General features: G+C 32.9%; 16 protein-coding genes, 1 tRNA gene and 1 other RNA gene. 10 read left to right on the top strand and 8 right to left on the bottom strand.

Translation table 11 applies throughout. The features are described from left to right. The first annotated feature begins 11 nt into the window (after positions 1-11). From KKD45_04165 to KKD45_04150, 4 genes are all read left to right on the top strand, one after another. On the top strand, positions 12-545 hold the full coding sequence (locus KKD45_04165) for a ferritin (protein ID MBU4309692.1): 534 nt from the start codon (positions 12-14) through the stop codon (positions 543-545). Further along, complete coding sequence (locus KKD45_04160) at positions 542-916, top strand: desulfoferrodoxin (protein ID MBU4309691.1); 375 nt, start codon at positions 542-544, stop codon at positions 914-916. The genes KKD45_04165 and KKD45_04160 overlap by 4 nt, the downstream gene beginning before the upstream one ends. 87 nt (positions 917-1,003) lie before the next feature. Continuing rightward, on the top strand, positions 1,004-1,459 hold the full coding sequence (locus tag KKD45_04155) for a hypothetical protein (protein ID MBU4309690.1): 456 nt from the start codon (positions 1,004-1,006) through the stop codon (positions 1,457-1,459). A gap of 10 nt (positions 1,460-1,469) precedes the next feature. Beyond that, positions 1,470-2,813, top strand: coding sequence for a nickel-dependent hydrogenase large subunit (locus KKD45_04150; protein ID MBU4309689.1), 1,344 nt, complete (start codon positions 1,470-1,472; stop codon positions 2,811-2,813). A 2-nt stretch (positions 2,814-2,815) separates the two neighbouring features. Here the strand turns inward: KKD45_04150 and KKD45_04145 are convergent, their stop codons facing one another. Continuing rightward, a complete protein-coding gene (locus tag KKD45_04145) occupies positions 2,816-3,202 on the bottom strand; it encodes a hypothetical protein (protein ID MBU4309688.1) in 387 nt (128 codons plus the stop codon). Between the two features lie 270 nt (positions 3,203-3,472). Between KKD45_04145 and KKD45_04140 the strand changes: the two genes are divergently transcribed. After that, on the top strand, positions 3,473-4,213 hold the full coding sequence (locus KKD45_04140) for a hypothetical protein (GenBank protein MBU4309687.1): 741 nt from the start codon (positions 3,473-3,475) through the stop codon (positions 4,211-4,213). Positions 4,214-4,275: 62 nt separating this feature from the next. On the opposite strand, the gene KKD45_04135 is transcribed toward KKD45_04140, so the two are convergent. Further along, positions 4,276-4,347, bottom strand: a tRNA-Gly gene (locus tag KKD45_04135). A gap of 133 nt (positions 4,348-4,480) precedes the next feature. Between KKD45_04135 and smpB the strand changes: the two genes are divergently transcribed. Together smpB and ssrA are read left to right on the top strand one after the other, a co-directional pair. Continuing rightward, positions 4,481-4,954 carry an SsrA-binding protein SmpB gene (gene smpB, locus KKD45_04130; GenBank protein MBU4309686.1) on the top strand — a complete coding sequence of 158 codons (474 nt, stop codon included), beginning with the start codon at positions 4,481-4,483 and terminating at the stop codon, positions 4,952-4,954. Positions 4,955-5,019: 65 nt separating this feature from the next. Continuing rightward, positions 5,020-5,406: a transfer-messenger RNA gene (gene ssrA / locus KKD45_04125) on the top strand. Here the strand turns inward: ssrA and KKD45_04120 are convergent. From KKD45_04120 to KKD45_04105, 4 genes are all read right to left on the bottom strand, one after another. After that, positions 5,385-6,587 carry a tyrosine-type recombinase/integrase gene (locus KKD45_04120; protein MBU4309685.1) on the bottom strand — a complete coding sequence of 401 codons (1,203 nt, stop codon included), beginning with the start codon at positions 6,585-6,587 and terminating at the stop codon, positions 5,385-5,387. The genes ssrA and KKD45_04120 overlap by 22 nt on opposite strands. Positions 6,588-6,592: 5 nt before the next feature. Next, on the bottom strand, positions 6,593-6,793 hold the full coding sequence (locus KKD45_04115) for a helix-turn-helix domain-containing protein (protein ID MBU4309684.1): 201 nt from the start codon (positions 6,791-6,793) through the stop codon (positions 6,593-6,595). Between the two features lie 204 nt (positions 6,794-6,997). Continuing rightward, the gene (locus KKD45_04110) at positions 6,998-9,034 is read right to left on the bottom strand and encodes a helicase RepA family protein (GenBank protein ID MBU4309683.1); all 2,037 of its coding nucleotides are present in this window, start codon (positions 9,032-9,034) and stop codon (positions 6,998-7,000) included. Between the two features lie 123 nt (positions 9,035-9,157). Continuing rightward, entirely contained in the window at positions 9,158-9,979 is an 822-nt protein-coding gene (locus KKD45_04105; GenBank protein MBU4309682.1) for a hypothetical protein, read from the bottom strand. A gap of 170 nt (positions 9,980-10,149) precedes the next feature. Here KKD45_04105 and KKD45_04100 point away from each other — a divergent pair, with 170 nt between their 5' ends. Genes KKD45_04100 through KKD45_04090 form a run of 3 tightly spaced genes read left to right on the top strand, consistent with a single transcriptional unit; the run spans position 10,150 to position 13,399 of the window. Then, positions 10,150-11,223: a DNA cytosine methyltransferase gene (locus tag KKD45_04100; GenBank protein MBU4309681.1), complete on the top strand. Its 1,074-nt coding sequence runs from the start codon at positions 10,150-10,152 to the stop codon at positions 11,221-11,223. Further along, positions 11,213-12,427, top strand: coding sequence for a DNA cytosine methyltransferase (locus KKD45_04095; GenBank protein MBU4309680.1), 1,215 nt, complete (start codon positions 11,213-11,215; stop codon positions 12,425-12,427). The genes KKD45_04100 and KKD45_04095 overlap by 11 nt, the downstream gene beginning before the upstream one ends. Beyond that, positions 12,428-13,399, top strand: coding sequence for an NgoFVII family restriction endonuclease (locus KKD45_04090; GenBank protein ID MBU4309679.1), 972 nt, complete (start codon positions 12,428-12,430; stop codon positions 13,397-13,399). Positions 13,400-13,581: 182 nt separating this feature from the next. Here the strand turns inward: KKD45_04090 and KKD45_04085 are convergent, their stop codons facing one another. Beyond that, positions 13,582-15,459, bottom strand: a complete 1,878-nt coding sequence (locus KKD45_04085) for an ATP-binding protein (GenBank protein MBU4309678.1) — start codon at positions 15,457-15,459, stop codon at positions 13,582-13,584. After that, positions 15,449-16,558, bottom strand: coding sequence for an SIR2 family protein (locus tag KKD45_04080; protein ID MBU4309677.1), 1,110 nt, complete (start codon positions 16,556-16,558; stop codon positions 15,449-15,451). Before KKD45_04080 ends, KKD45_04085 begins: the two co-directional genes overlap by 11 nt. Between the last annotated feature and the right edge of the window lie 582 nt (positions 16,559-17,140).

The following is a 17,140-nucleotide window of genomic DNA, read 5'->3' as shown; positions in this document are numbered from 1 at the left end:
GAAAATTGTTTATGAAAATATTTACGTGTCGGATTTGCGGTGAAGTTTATTTGGGTGAAGAAGTTCCACACACCTGTCCTTTTTGTGGAGTGAGTCGACGCTATTTATGGTTGTCCAAAATTTGGAAAGATGAAGGAAAAGATTTAGTATTAAGCGACGCGAGCCGAAGTAATTTAGAAAAAGCTTTAAAAATAGAACTTTCGAATACGGCGTTTTATTTGGCCGCGGCGCAGAATTTGAGCAATCAGGAAATCGCTTTAATGTTTAAGGGTTTAGCAAAAGTTGAAAATGAGCATGCTGGTGTTTTTCGTAAATTATTAAAAGCAAAAATAGAAAATGATCCAAGCGTGGTTGAAAATTGTGCTGATGATGCTACTGGGGCTGTGAAAGAGTCAGCGGCAAGAGAGCAACGAGCGGTAGAATTTTATGGACAAGCCATGGGTGAAGCAAGTGAGCCATGGGTTAAGGAAGTTTTTAAAGCGATTATGGAAACCGAGGCTGATCATTTAAAACTAGATAATAATTATTTAAAGTTAAAAATATGACAAATTTAAATGAAGTTTATAAATGTGCGATTTGTGGCAACATTGTTGAAGTGGTGCATACAGCTGGTGGACAATTAGTGTGTTGTGGGCAAGCAATGAATTTGCAAGTTGAAAACACAACTGATGCGGCTGTTGAAAAACATGTGCCTGTGATAGAGAAGACGGAGAATGGATATAAAGTGAGCGTGGGCGAGGTGACACATCCAATGATTGCAGAACACTATATTGAGTGGATTGATTTGATAGTTGACGGAAAAGTTTATCGAAAGAATTTGGCACCAACAAATGAACCGATGGCGGAATTTTGCATTATAGCAGAGACGGTAACCGCTCGTGCCTATTGTAATCAACACGGACTTTGGAAAGTATAATAAAAAAACCTCAGTTTAAAATACTGAGGTTTTTTTATTTCCTTAAATAGTGATATAATTAAAGTATTAATAAATAATTAAAAATCTATGAAAAAGAAAGTCGGTGTCTTTACTTTTACCTGTGATGAGGGGTGTAGCATTTATTTGATTGAGATTTTTAATAAAAAACTTGTAGGTTGGTTGGAGAAGATGGAGTTGTCATATTTTTTGTCTATGAAAGATCGGCGTGATGTGACTGATTTTGACGTGGTGTTAGTTGAGGGAGTAATAACTACCGAAAGAGATTTAAAAGAAATTAAAGAACTGAGAAATAAGACGAAGATTTTAATTGGCATGGGTAATTGTTCAATAACAGGTATGCCGACCTGTCAACGTAATAATTTTAATGAGGAACAGTTGGAGGAGATTAAGGATGATTTGAAAAAATTTCATTTTTTGTCAAAATGTATGGCAATCAAAGAAGTGGTGAAATTGGATGATGAAATTCAGGGATGTCCGATTGATGAGAAAAAATTCATTGAAGTTTTTGAAAAATATATTTAAAATAAATTTTATGCATACATGTGATATCGACATTTCAATTAATCGTTTATCAAAAATTGAAGGACACGCTGATTTAGATGTGAAGATTCGTGATGGCAAAGTGGAAGATGTGCAGTTGCACGTGATGGAGAATCAACGTTTTTTTACACAGGCAGTTCAAGGTAAATCAGCTTTGGCGGTGCCACAATTGGTGTCACGTATTTGTGGGACATGCAGCGTGGCCCATTTAACCGCTTGTATTGAGGCGGTAGAAAAAACTTTAGAAATTGTGCCGAGTGAACAAACAGTTATCATGCGCAAGTTGATGATGTATTCCCTGATGATTCGTGACCATGCCTTGCATTTGTATTTTTTTGCGATGCCGGATATTTTTGGTATTGACTCAGCTCTAGAAATTGCGGACCTAGATAAAGATTTTTTATTGAGTAAGGGAGTACCAGCTGGAATTGACGGAAAGGAATTAATCCATCAATCTTTACACATGAAAGAGGCGGGTAATAATTTATCAAACTTAATTGGCGGACGCTCAGTGCACGCACCCTTTGAAGTAGTCGGCGGTTTTACGAATGAAGTGGATAATACTAAAGTGCCGGCGATGATTGAGGAATTAAAAAGCATTCGCGAATCTGTAATTAATTTGGCGGAAATTTTTTATAACTGTCATTGGGAATTAAAACGCAAAACTAATTTTGTCGCCTTGGCCACGCCGGACTTTTCTTTTTTAGAAGGAGCGATTTGCTCTTCGGATGGTGCGTGTATTAAAGAGGCAGATTATTGGGATCATCTGCACACTGTGGTTTTGCCATATTCACAAGCGAAAGGTTTTGAGTTTGAAGGTAAAGAATATATGGTGGGCTCATTGGCGCGTTTAAATTTAAATAAAGAAAGTCTGCATAAAAATACCAAACAAGATATGAAAAAATATTTGGATGTTTTTCCATCAAACAATATTTATCATAATAACTTAGCGCAGGCAATCGAGATTATGCATTCCGTTGATCATGCGATTGAACTTTTAACTAATACGAAATTTAAAAAAGAAGAAATAAAAAAACCCTTGAAGCAGGATGGCGAGGGAGTGGGCGTTGTGGAAGCACCACGCGGCACTTTGTATTATTGGCTGGGAATTGAAAAGGGGAAAGTGCGTTACGCGAATTTGGTGATTCCAACGGCGCAAAATTTAGTAAACATGCGTGAAGATGTTCGTTTGGCAGTGAGTGGTATTTGTGAGACTGGGATTACCCCCGAGAAGATTTGGGAAGAGAAAATAAAATTTGAAGTGGAAAAAATAATTCGCGCCTATGATCCGTGTATGTCTTGTGCGTCACATTTCTTGCGCGTAAATTGGACTTAGGTTTATTTATAAAACTTAGCTATCTCTTTAACAAGTTGCTCCAAGGCAACTTGTTTGTTTATAAACATGGGAACGCAAAAAATAGTCATTTTTTCCAAGTGTCCTATTTTGTGTAATAGCTTGAGATTAAAACCAAGATCGAAGTCATGCATGGAATATTTTGGTTCGATTTGAATTTGGTTAATATCTGTGAGAATTTTTACTTCTTTAATATCTTCAACGGTGTCGATGATTACCAATTCTTTGTTGTCAGGATGGAGATTTTCGTTCGGGTCTTGGATAATAAAATCGATATCCGGAAAAAGCTTGCTTAACTCAGGTTGGAGAAGGAGGGGGGTATTATCAAAATCTAATAAAAGATTGCCAAAGATGTAAATTTTTTTCTTCATATGAATAAATATATCTAAAAATAGAAAAAGTAGCAAATTTTGAATTATATGTATTCTCCCTCTCCTTTGTAGGAGAGGGTTAACGTAATCCTCGCCCGACTAATTATAAAGAGGGCGGGGTAAGGTAGAACGTGCGAAGAATATTAAATAGGAATTATTTTAATAATGATCCCTCACCCCAGCCCTCTCCCGGCGGGGAGAGGGAGTCAGTATAAATTTTCTCTGCATAGTAAGAATGACAAAACATATAAAGGTTGATATAATAGAAGTATGAATTTTGTAACCCTAACCAAAAGAAAAAAAGTAATAATTGTAGCGGTGACTATTTTTGTGCTGATTGTGTTTTTTGCCTTGGTTAGTTATCTGACAAAAAGAAATGCACAAAACAATTTACCAACGGTGGTTGTTAATGATACAAGCTTTGACGGACAGGTAAAAGACTTTAATGAGATTTATAAAAAAACTTTAGTAGCATTAAATGATAATAAAAAAGACGTGGCAGAGAAGGGGATGCAGGAGGTGTTGGCGTATTGGCTGGTAATTGAGAAAAATTTTATAAACAGTAAGCCGAAAGAATATATTACTACGCGGAACTGGGAAGAAAAGATTGATTCAATTACTGATCTTAACAGACTAGCCAATGATTTAATGCAGAGCGGAGATTATGTAGGCGCCTATGACCAGCTGGCAAAAGTGCGACAAAAGATTAAACAATTACGAGAAGAAAATCGCGTGAAAAATATAAGTAATAACTTTTTATCACTCAGTGATGAGGTGGATAAAATTACTAAAATAGAAAACAGAGAAGAAGTACTTAAGGCTTTGCCGATGCTAAAAATAAATTTTACAGAAGCTAAAGAATTTTATCCTGGAGACCAAGTGTACCAAACAATGATGGTGGGCTTTGCGGAGGTTATTAGTGATATTGAGAATTCGAGTGATACAACCTATAAGAAAAACCGTGATCGATTGAAACCGTCGTTTTTGGAGATTTATTTGAAGTTTGGGTAAGGGATTATAATTTATTATAGGAATAAAAAAAAATAACTCCGTTTGGAGTTATTTTTTTAGTGAGCGGGTAACGGGAATCGAACCCGTCTTTCCACCTTGGCAAGGTGATATAATAGCCACTATACCATACCCGCGTGGTTTTGTTTGAAAGATTTTAAACAAAAAAGCTAAGAGTTTTATTTCTTAACCTGAGTATATTGTAAACCATATTTAAAAATTTGGCAAGGGCTTGCAAAAGTTCTAATATTATTGTATAATTATGAAATTATGACAGTTTTAGCATATAACAAACGAGCAAATTTTGACTATGAGATTACCGACAAGTATGAGGCGGGGTTGGTTTTGGCTGGGCATGAAGTGAAGTCAGTGAAGACGGGGCATATCAGCTTGAAGGGGGCTTATGTGACTATCAAAGGGCGTGAAAGTGGGAAAGTGGAATTGTATTTGACCAATTCGCATATCCCGAAGTATAGTCGCGCGACGACGGTGTTGGATTACGATCCGGAAAGATCACGAAAATTATTATTGCACAAGAGCGAAGTGAATCATTTGATTGGCAAGAAGAAAGAACAGGGATTAACTTTGGTGCCGATTAAAATTTATACAAAACACAATTTGTTAAAATTGGAGTTTGGTGTTGGTCGCGGTAAGAAGAAATATGACAAGCGGGATGATATTAAAAAGAAAGATGTGGAGAGAGATATGAAGACAGCGACAAAGCGGGCGCAATATTCAAAGTAGTATAAAAAATAAAGCACATGACAAATATTGTCGTGTGTTTCAAGTTTCATGCTAAATGAAAAAAAGGGGATGCTGGGAATCGATAGCGTGCCTCTCTGTTAAATATTCAAGACGTGCGTTCCAATGAGCACGTTAATCACAGTTGGAGAAAAACAAGTGCTAAAAACACATTTGCAAAAGTAGCTGCTTTCAGCATGCCTGCTTTTGCTCCTGTTGCCGCTTAACTGCCGCGACCATCTGCCTTGGTGATGGCTTGATAGCCAAAAGCAGGTGTCATATTATCAAGCTAGATATATAAATCGTTTTCGTTTATATATTTAAATACAGAAGACTAGCTAGAATCGATTTTGTTTGGTTTTTACGATTTTAGCGAAACAACAAATCAGAATATTCTTGTACAGATATTAATGGATACATGTTAGACGCGGGTTCAACTCCCGCCATCTCCACCATACAAAGCAGAGTCGCAAGACTCTGTTTTTGTTTTAAGGTTAGCCGTAGAATTGACATCTAATGCACACATAATCTCTTGAAATTCTGGTTTCAAAACGGGTGTGTTGACCAAATGATGCCCAAAGCCATTTTCATTACCGTTTTCTAAGAGCTTAATTGTGCTTCGTAGTGTTGATGGTGAAAGGTGAGCGTACTTCATTGTTGTTTGGATATCAGAGTGACCTAACAACTGTTGTATAGCAGACAAGGGAGCGCCTCTCATGGCCAACTGTGAGGCGAATGTGTGTCTTAAGGCGTGCCAACCTATCTTTCGACCATTATCGCGATTAAGCTCGGTTTTAGCGATTAAGCGCTTTAAGGCTTGGCGAGCGAGATTTTCTTTAAGATAATCCCCATTACTATCAGCGAAGATAAAGCCTCTTGTTTTCTTGCGTTTAGCTAAGACACTATAAAGCCGAGGGGAGAGGGGAATATGTCTTTCTTTGTTGCTTTTGGTTGAGCCAAGGATGTCGCGATAAAAGGCACCTTTGACTGCTAGGAGTTTATTATCCCAATTGATATGTTGCCAGCTGATTGCGCGCAACTCTCCGTATCTCATGCCAGTGTGCAATGCAAACAAAATCATCTCTTGCAAATAACCATCTGCTTGATTGATTAACATTTCACTTTCTTCAAAGGTCATGAAATCAAATTTTTGTTGTGGCACTGATAGTCTTTTAATTCTAGGCGGTGTCTCTAGTTCATCCCACTCAACGGCGTGCGTTAAGCAAGTGTTTAAGATGGTGAGATGATTATTAACTGTTTTATTACATAATCCTTTTTTTAAAGCAAGAGCTTTGTATTCCTCTACTAAAAAGTTTGTAATTTCATTCAGTTTACATTTACCAAAGAATGGCACGAGGTGAGTTTTAAGCACACTAGTTTTACCACGCACACCAGAGACTTTATTATTTGTCTTGGCATACAGCTCGACCCATTTCCAAGCGAAGTCACTAAAGAGTATTACCTTTTTTATTTTCTCCGCTTCAAATGGATCTACCCCTCTTGATAGTTGTTGTAGGGCGTAGGCTTCGTATGCTCTTGCACCTGCTCTGGAATTTTCTGGACTAGGTTTACGTATGCGTTTGTTATTGTAGTAAATATCAATATACCAACGCTTACGGAATTTTCTTACACTCATATGCGTCAAAACCCTGATTCAATTCGATTGTCTTGTAAATATTTTAAAACATCATCTTTGTTAAATCGAATACTGCCCTTTATTTTATAGAAAGGGATTTGTCGAGATTCGACTAATCGATAAACGGTGACCTTGGATATGCTAAGCATTCCGGCAAGTTGGTCGGTTGTGATGAGTTTTAAAACATTGTTTAAATCAGTAGTCATTTAATTGTTAAAGGGCATTATAGAGAAGTGTATTCCTCTATCACTTTGGCTATAATACCCTAACATATTTTTTAGAAATTTCAAGTTATTTAAGATGATTGGGTTTTCTTTTTTTTACCGTCCATTTTATGGCGGTAAAAAAAGAATATCTAACAGCTTATTACTTATTAATCCTTATATAGGAAGTAACAAGTAACAAGTAAATTATTGATCATTTTTTATGGAATAATAATCAGTATTGTGATATTTTCCGCTTCCTTTTGTTTTGCTTAAATATTTGCCCGTCGTAATTTTTAAACTGTCTCTCAGTTTGTTATCTCCAATCTCAAAATCGTTATCCTTCAGGCCTTTTTTAATTTCCTCGAAAGTCATGGACTCAGATTCTTCTAAGAGTTTGTAAATCTCGTCAATTATTTCTGACTCGTTATATTTCTCTTGATTGGTTTCGCCTAAATATTGCCAAGTAGTATTATTATTTAGTTCGTCATAAATTGTTTCGAATTCTAGTTTATTAAATTTACTAGGTCTTCTGGATTTTTCTTGAGCAATGGTAAATTTTGTTCTAATCATTCCATTATCATCAGTGATTGATTTTTTAGAATTTACCACTATGTGCGAGGCGACTTTCGCAATAATTTCTGTTGATCCGCGACTTGATAATTGGCTTAAGGCTTGATTATTTTGTTCTTTGCGATGATGATGTAAATAAATAATTGTAACCGTTGTGTCCCTGATAAGCTTAAGCATTCTATTATTTATTCGTTTCATTTCACCAGAATCATTTTCTTGTTTGTTATGAATATTTGCAAAAGTATCTAATACTAAAACTTTGTATTTATTTGTTATTATTATTTCCTTTAAATCCTCGTAATTTTTTTCGTTATCAATTTTCCAAGCTTGGTTGTAGATATAATCAATGGCAATATTTTCTTTTATAGTTGCTTTAAATCGACCCACGATGATATCTTCGTCCATCTCTTGGTCAATTATTAATACCTTACTTTTTTTAGTATTAAAGATGCCAAATAATTTATTACCTGTGGCAATATGACTAGCTAGGATCAACATGAACAAACTTTTACCTTTTCCTGATCCGGCGGTAATGGCTGTAACAGCACCTTCTGGAATTAGTGTGTCAACTATAAATGGCGCCTCTTTTGGTTCTTTTGCCAATATATCTTTTGCGGTAACTATAATTAGTTCTTCTGTTTCATCTAATAGGCCACCATCATTATCAATTTTACTTTTATAGTTGCTGGATAGTTTTGTGATATGTTGGTATCTTTCGTTAAACCAATTAAAAGTTTGTTGGTTGGTGAAATTATTAATCATCTTTACAAATTGAAATGTGTTGTAACCAGACTGTTGATCGCTAAACAAGCCAGTGCCACCGGAAATAATAATGTTTTGATTTTTTTCGCTCATAAAACATGCTTTTATTTTTTTGTCACCATTAGCGCGAAAGTTCTTTTTGCCATCATAGTCTAAGTTGAGAGCTGCGCAGACAATGGGTGGTAGTGGTATATTGTTAATCGCAGTATAAGTATTATTTTCTGGAGGTCGAGCATTATGAATATCTTTTATGGCACTTGTTTCTGACATTTCCGCTTTGCCTAATTTTAAAATATTTTCAATAATATTTGATAGTGTAAATTCAAACTCCATAAGTATGGTTTGCATACTATTTTTTTGATTGACACTTCCGGGTATGCGAAAGATTCTAGCCAAATTTGAGCAAGCCGTATCAGCGGTGATGGGGGAATAAAAGCGTACGAACTCAATTAAATTTTTTAAGCCAAGTTTAAAAATTTCTGCATCGTTTATTTTTATTGGCTTGCAAAAATAATAGACGTGCAATCCGTTGCCGCTTAGTAGGGCATATGAATAATCTTTTAGCTCCGGCGATGATTTAAATTGTTCAAGAATTTGATTCGCCTTTCGTTTTAGTATTTCGTCGTCACACTCTTCATTTCGCTTTTTCATTTCTTGTCTAATATCAAAATCTAGAGCAATGTAGTTTTTAATAAAAATGTCAGCATCTTTTGCCCTGGTTGTGACACCATCTTTTATACCACCAAGAAAATAGATATTTTGTGATGGGTGTTTGTTTATATATTCTTCAAAATCAAACTCTTCATCATATCGAATTGTGTGATGAATATTATTTACTTCACCAAGCTGAATTGATGTGTTGGGAATTTTTACGTGATTAAAAAAAATGTTTATAATTTGCTTGTTCATGATTAAAGCTTAAACAATTTTCCTAATTACTTTTAGATTACTTTTGGGTGACTTTAGGTAAACAAAAAATGGCTATTTCAAGCCATTGTTTATTATGAGTTCTAGTGTCACCTAAGAGTTTTTTTAATTCTCAAAAATTATTTCAAATTTTTCATGATTTAAATTATAACCTCCAGTTGGTAGACTTAATATAATTTCATCTTCCAGGTCTAGATTTCTTTTAAATTGTTTGTTTGTATCAGTAATACTTTTTGTTATTATTGTCTTGTCCGTATTTTTATAATTCTTTTTTAGGGTCCCTACTAACTCGCTATTACTTTTTATACCATCTTGAAGCAGATAAATAAGATCAGAACGACGCTTTTTACTTCTTATTGGGTATGTTAGGGTTTTATTATTAAATTTTCTGTAGATTCCCTTAGTTTTAGAAATTGAAATTGTTATGGCTTGTTTTTGTGGTTTGTGTATTTTTAAACTACTGGTAATGCTAAATATTTGATCATTACACATGCGTATAAAATTTCTAAAGATAATTTTATAGTTATCAATAAAATAGCTATCAAACATGGCACCACTAAATAGGATTTGTTTTTCTGGTTCGTAGGGCGTTTGTTTGTTTTTTAAGTTGTTTAATAATTCACTGATTGAAAAAATTGCCAAAAATGGCGTTCCAAACATAAAAAAATTTAAAAGATCATTAGCTATTATACGTTTTTGATCCTCACTTGACTCATTATTGGTTTTTATTTCACCTGTTTCCATTTGATCGAATAATTTATTAAGATTATTCACGTATGTTAGGTATTTTTTAATTTCCTCATTTTTAATTGTCTTTATAAAATCAGCATATTCAGAAACAACGCGCATACAATCGTTGCCCGTTTTTTGTTTGTCGTATTCTTCAATAAAGTTGTTTAGTTTATTTTCTATCTCAATTATATACATATCATTATTATGGAAATATTAGCAATAAAGTGTAAATAAGTCAACCAAACTATTATTGAGATGTTGAGGGTTAAAAGTTTGCGTAGATTATATTTTGTATATTATAAAAATATGTTATTATGAGAAGATAAAGCGCATGGATTACATGTGTGTATTTAATTTATGCTATTATGTCTACAAAGAAATTAAATGTAATTGAACTTTTTTCTGGTTGTGGTGGTTTTTCGTGTGGTTTTACACAAGCTGGTTTTAATATATTAGTTGGGGTCGATCATGATCAGCCATCTTTGGATACCTTTCTTTTTAATCACGATGGTGCAAAAGCTTTAAAGCTTGATTTGTCGGACGATAAGGCCATAGAAGAAATTATAAATGCTAAGGGAGAAAAAAGGGTTGATGTAATAATAGCCGGTCCTCCATGTCAGGGTTTTTCATTGAGCGGAACAAGATTAAAAGATGATAAGCGTAATGTACTTTTTAATGCAGTTTTTGATTTAGCAGAGAAGATTAAGCCAAGGGCCGTTATTATTGAAAATGTTCCTGGGTTGGAAACTCTTTATGGTGGTGTTGCAAAAAAAAGAATATTGGAAAGATATGAGGAGCTTGGATATACAGTTAACAGTAAAGTTTTGTTTGCTCCTGATTATGGAGTACCACAAATTAGAAAAAGAATTGTATTTGTGGGATTATTAAAAAAATATGGCAAATTTGAATTTCCCGAACCGTCACATAAGCCAACTGATTATGTTACATGTGAACAAGCAATTAGTGATTTATCAGATCTAGTTGATGACATTGGGAATGAGAAAGATAAATATTCAAAAAAAGCTAAATCTAGTTATCAGGTGCTTATGAGGGGAGATGAGAAAATATTATATAATCACGTTGGAACTAAACACACCAAAGAAGTTATTAATGTAATTTCACAAGTTCCTGAGGGGGGCAATCATAAAGATTTGCCAAAAGGTGTTGGTGAATCTAGAAAATTTAATGAAGCGTGGACGAGATATCATAGTAAAAAACCATCAAAGACTATAGACACAGGACATAGGAATCATTTTCATTATAAACATAATAGAGTGCCAACAATTAGAGAGAATGCAAGACTTCAGTCATTCCCTGATAGTTTTGTTTTTAAGGGTGTAAAAACTCAGCAAAACAAGCAAGTTGGAAACGCGGTGCCACCTTTATTGGCAAAAGCATTAGCCGATGAATTGTTAAAATATTTAAATTATGAAAAATAAATTAAAAACAGTAGATTTATTTTCTGGTTGTGGTGGTCTTACCGATGGGTTTGAGTCATCGGGTTTATTTTCATCTATTGCAGTTGTTGAATGGGACAAGCCAGCTTTAAATACTCTTGTAAATAGGTTAAAAACAAAATGGGGGTATAAAGATGCCGAGCAATTTGCTCTACATTTTGATATGCAAAGGACAGACGAATTAATAAACGGGTGGTCAGATTTAAAATATGGTAAACACAAAGGTTTAAAAAAGGTTATTGAGGAGAAGGGTGGAGTGGTCGATATAATTATCGGTGGCCCACCATGTCAAGCATACTCAATAGCTGGTCGGATTAGAGATAAAAATGGTATGAGAGATGATTATCGCAACTATTTATTTGAGACTTATATAAAAATTGTAAAAAAATTCGAACCTAAATTATTCGTTTTTGAAAATGTTTTAGGTTTGTTGAGTGCAAAACCAGGAGATATTCCAATTGAAGAGCTTATAAGAAAGTCATTTGATAAAATTGGGTATACAATAATTTTTGATCTAAAAAAAGCAGCATTTGATGTTTCTGATTTTGGAGTACCACAACAAAGAAAAAGACTAATTATTGTTGGTCTAAGTAATAAATACTTTAAAGGTGATAAACAGGAAATATTGTTAGATTTTTATGAAAATATTCTTCCTCGGTATAAATCAAAAAAAAGAACAGTTAGAGATGCAATTATGGATTTGCCCAAGGCTGAGATTGTAAATAATGGCAAAATTTCCCATAGAATAATTGGAAAAAATAATGTCAAGAACCATATTCCAAGATTTCACTCCATTAGAGATATTGAAATTTTTAAAGAACTTGCAAGTGATTTAACCAGAAAAAAAAGAAAATATAATAACGTAGATGATTTAAAAAAACTTTATACTGAAAAAACAGGGAAAGTGTCAACTGTTCATAAGTATCACGTTTTAGATAATAATAAACCGAGTAATACCATAGTGGCTCATTTATATAAGGATGGCTTGCGTCATATTCATCCTGATCCAATGCAGGCAAGATCTATCACTGTTCGAGAGGCAGCTAGGCTACAAACTTTTTCAGATGACTTTGAATTTTTAGGTAGCATGGGTGATCAGTATAAAATGATTGGTAATGCTGTACCTTCTTTATTTGCTAAGATTGTAGCGCAAGGAATAAACGATTTAATAAATAAATATAAATAAATGTTATTCACTAAGAATTTAGAAGAGGTAGTGTTTACCTGTCACAACAATCTACGGGACGTAGATGAGTTGATTATACTTTCTGGTTATCTTGGTCCAAATCCTGTGGCAAGGCTAGAGGAATTACCCTTTGGGTCCAAAATAATTTACGGTATGTATGGATCTGAAGGTATAAAATCAAAACTTCACAATTCTCTAAAGTCTATTCAGGAGAGTAGTCCCCCAACGCTGAATATTTATTATTCTAAGATACCAGTTCATTCGAAGTGTTATTTATGGAGAAGGCATGGTGAAATAATTCACGCACTAATTGGATCCGCTAATTTTTCTGTAAATGGACTTACTACACCATTGCGAGAGGTATTAGCTGATGTGCCGACCGATATTTACAGTTCTTTAAACGATTATGTTGAGCTTGTCCTTGCTAATTCAGTTACTTGCTTAGATGTTGTTACAAGAATAATATCAGGATCCGCAATTATTGGTGTCACTCAAACTGGTAATTGTTTACTTTCTTTATTAATGAGAGATGGAGAAATTCATAATGCTGCAGGGTTGAATTGGGGTCAAAATCCCAACAATCATACCAATCCAAATGATGCTTATATACCAATAACAGTGGAACAGATTCGAGCATTTCCATTATTATTCCCTCAAAAGCAGATAGTGCAGCCCACGATATCTGGGGAGGGGAGAGCTCAAAGACATAATGATTCTATTGATATTATTTGGGATGATGGTAGAACAATGAGAGGATTATTAGAAGGTAATGCAATGATTGATGAAGTGAAATATCCTAAACAAATTAGCTCATCTCCAGTTAAATGCGAGCTTGGTAAATATATTAGAGAGAGAATCGGTGTTCCCTTAGGGCAAAGAGTGACAAAGAGCGATCTTGAAAATTATGGCAGAACTAATATTGAGGTGACATTGCTAGAGGATGGCATATATTCATTTGATTTTTCAGTATAAGGTCGTTGCCCAGTGATTTAAAATAGGTCTCTAAAAAATGCAAAAAACTACCTCAAAAGCGGTAGTTTTTTACTATATACATTTCATCTTTTCTTTATAAGAATTGATAATTTCTAAGTATATAAAAAGCTTATTAAATTGTATTGTTTATTTGAGAAATAGGTATTTTAATTTTTTATGAATTACCAAATATTGGTCAGTGTAATTGTTTCACTGTTGGGTTGATTTTTTTTATCTAGCAAATTAACACTTACCTTTGTAGGTATATTAGAAGCAAGACCAGCAAAAAAGCAACTTCCAACTGATAGAACCGGGATTGATTCAAATGATAATTTGTCTAAATATGAAACCGTTTTTTCAATTGCATTTATGTCATAATTATTTATGAGTCTGTGAATAAAATAGTTGTGGAGTTGTGAAATTAGTGTTTGTGATATGTCATATGGTCTCTGACTAGAAATAGTCAAGAAAGTATTAAATTTTCTACCTTCTTTAATAATTTCTTCAAAGGTCTCCAATCTATAATCTTTCCAATTTTCATTTTCTCTTTCTGACGAGCTGGATAAAATATTATGTGCTTCATCTATGATAATATGCAAAGATTTGTTTTCGAAATCAATTTTATGTTCATCATATAATTTTTTAGCAATAATCAATGGTAGCGTTTTTTTTATTTCCAGATTTGTATTTTTTAAATCTACTATAATTAAATTTATATTTTCGGGAAACATTGCTTGGTTGTTTTCTGTGTCTAGTACTTTTTCAATGTCCTTTTGTTTACTTTTTAATTTGTTTACCGCTGGTGCGATGTGTTCATTTTGTGCTTTATCGTTGTATATGTCAAATATTAGTTGTAAATATAAAAAGTGAATTAATTTAGATATTGCATTAGTTGGAAAAATGTAGTCATCAATTTTTTTATATAAATCAGTTTGAATTATTTCTGCTTTTAAAATTTGCCTACTTCCATTGACGGTGTTAGTGGCGGACATGAAATAATTTAGCGAACTATTCCAACTCGGGATTGTGATAGCATCTCCATCAGATATATCTAGAATTATTTTAATATAATCAAGCAGTGTATGAGATTTTTCTTTTGTTACCATTTGGAGAATGGATACTAATTTATTTTTTAGGATATTTTTAAAGTAAACCAAACCTTCATCAATAGTTCCTGTTTTGTGAACTTTTTTATAGAAACTTATAGCCCTTTTTATAAAAGGCTTTTGTGTTTTTTCTGAAGCATTTGCTAATATCGATATTAATTCGACATCTATCAAATCCTTCTCATTTAGTGGTATTTTTTCAGATAATTGAATTTCACCAGCTTCTTTTCTGGTATTTAAGGAATATACTTTTTTGTGTTTTGTAATTATTTCATCTACTAAACCGGTCTGAGCTACCTTTCCATACTCTCCATTAAAATCAATAATAATAAATTTTGAATTATTTTTAAAGTTATCGTTATCTTTCATTTGTAAAAATAACTCATAATAAATTCTTGCCAGAGTGTTTGATTTCCCGCTTCCAGTGTTTCCAAAAATACCAATATGACTTGCAAATAATTTATTGATACTAATCTTTATTTCTTGCGATGGTTCTTCGGTTAACACTCCTAGTGTAATAGTCTTTTCATCTTTTTTATAAAATTGATGGAGTCTGATAAACTCATTTTTATCAAGTAAATAACACTCATTATCAATTAGGGGCATTTCCTTAATCCCTTGTTCAAATTTATCTCCATCAAAATGACCAAACAATGAAATGTCTAAGTATCTGACAATTTTATTTTCTGACTTGTTGTATCTTTCATCGAATATTTTTTCTGTTTGTGTGTATTCACCCTCAACTTTGCCAATTATTTCAACAAACCCTTTAGTTATTTTAATAAAACCACCGACAGATACATTTTTTAAAATTTCTCCGTTATATAATAAATGTGAGGCATTTTTATTTTTATTTACCCTTATTCGAACTTTTCTACCCTCAATTGAAGATACATAGCCAACTATAAAAATTGATTCTTTTGTTAGTGAGCTTTGTATGCTGTTAATTTTCATCGTCGTTTTTTTTAAAATTAACTTTGTTAAAAATTGTTTGAGAGATTGTTTCTAGATCATATTTATATTTATCCTTAACTTCGATATATTCAGGGGCAACAACTTTAATATTTGTAAATTTTTGGATATTCATGTTGTTGATCATTTCATCCTTCTTATCCTTTGAATGTACAAAAATAAATATTTTCAAGGTCGGATTTGATTTGGCTGCTCTTTGTGTAATTTCTTTAATATGTTGATCTCCCATTGAAAAGCCAATCACAAACAAAACTGAATTTTCTCTTTCAAGTTCACTGGAATATGATCTTAATAATTCGTAATAATATTTATTTAAAACTGTTTCTGAAAACTTTGCATTTTCTGGATTAACAACTAAAATATTTTTTTTATAATTATTTATAAAGTTAGTGCCTTTTTTAGAAATTAATGTTTTATTAAAATGTTCAAGTTTTGGAGAAAAAATTATATTGTTTTCGTTTCCATATTTCCACGTTAGGGAGCCGTGTATTTTAAAGATATTAAAAATAGGAATTTCTGATTTATGGTCAAAATGTAAACTTCTTTGAAAAATTGATTTTTTAAAATTTGATAAAGAAAAATGCGGATTTAACCGCCCAGAAAAACCATCGTTATAATCAATCTGCAACTCTTCCAATATTGATTCCATAAATATATCAATATTAGTAGTAAAAACATTAACTTGTTTATTTAATATTGTTGTCTTTCTTTCTAGAATAATTTTTGTTATCGATTGAAAAAAAATAGTATAAGCTTGTTTGGTTTTCTTAAATGCATCTTCAGCTTCTTCTAGTGTCCTTTCTATCCACGCATTACTCACTGTATCCCATTTGAAATTTTTATGAAAATTAAAGTCATTTAAAATAATGCATTTATTTGGTAACATTATTTTTTCGTAGTATTCTTTATAGCCGTTTGCCTGATCGTTTATTTTTCCTTTTTCTATAGCACTATTTATGTCCAGCTCGATATTTCCTAAAATTGGAAGAAAAGGCGTTGAGACACCAGAACCAAGTAAAAAATTTACATTAGCACTTTGAGTGATTTCCTTTATTTCAGTTATTAATTCTTTATTATTCATATTTAATGTTTATTATAAGCTATAAATTTCAAGTGAACTTGATTATAGTTTAACAGTATTTTTTAAAAAAACAAGCTAGAATAATGAAAAATTATTATTTTAATCATAAAATATTGATTGATGATATATAATTACACTTTTTACTAAATATTATATGCCCAACTGTTGCCCAAGGCCCCAAAAAGACCTCTAAAAAATGCAAAAAACTACCTATTTTTAAGGTAGTTTTTTACTATATACATTCCATCTCTTCTCTATAAAAAGTGTTGCCCAAATATTGCCTAATAAGTGATAAAAATGGATAAAATTGATAATTTCTGATAAGTCGTGTTTTAGGCTAGCATCTCATTAAAACCTTGATTTTAAAGGGGTTGCTAAAAATGCCTCTTACCCGTTCAACTCCCGCCATCTCCACTATACAAAGCAGAGTCGCAAGGCTCTGTTTTTTGTATGGGAAAACAAAAACCTGCAATAGCGTTGTTTTGCTATTGCAGGCTGTATTTACCAGATTTTATTTTTAGTTAGCGAAACGTAATATCTTGTCACTGTTCAAGGATGGTAACCTGATAAACTTTTCCGCTT

It is taken from the genome of Patescibacteria group bacterium (genome assembly GCA_018897195.1).
GTDB lineage: Bacteria > Patescibacteriota > Patescibacteriia > Patescibacteriales > UBA12075 > JAHILH01.
The sequence above is the reverse complement of the archived record's forward strand: the minus strand, read 5'-3'. Positions and strand labels throughout refer to the sequence as shown.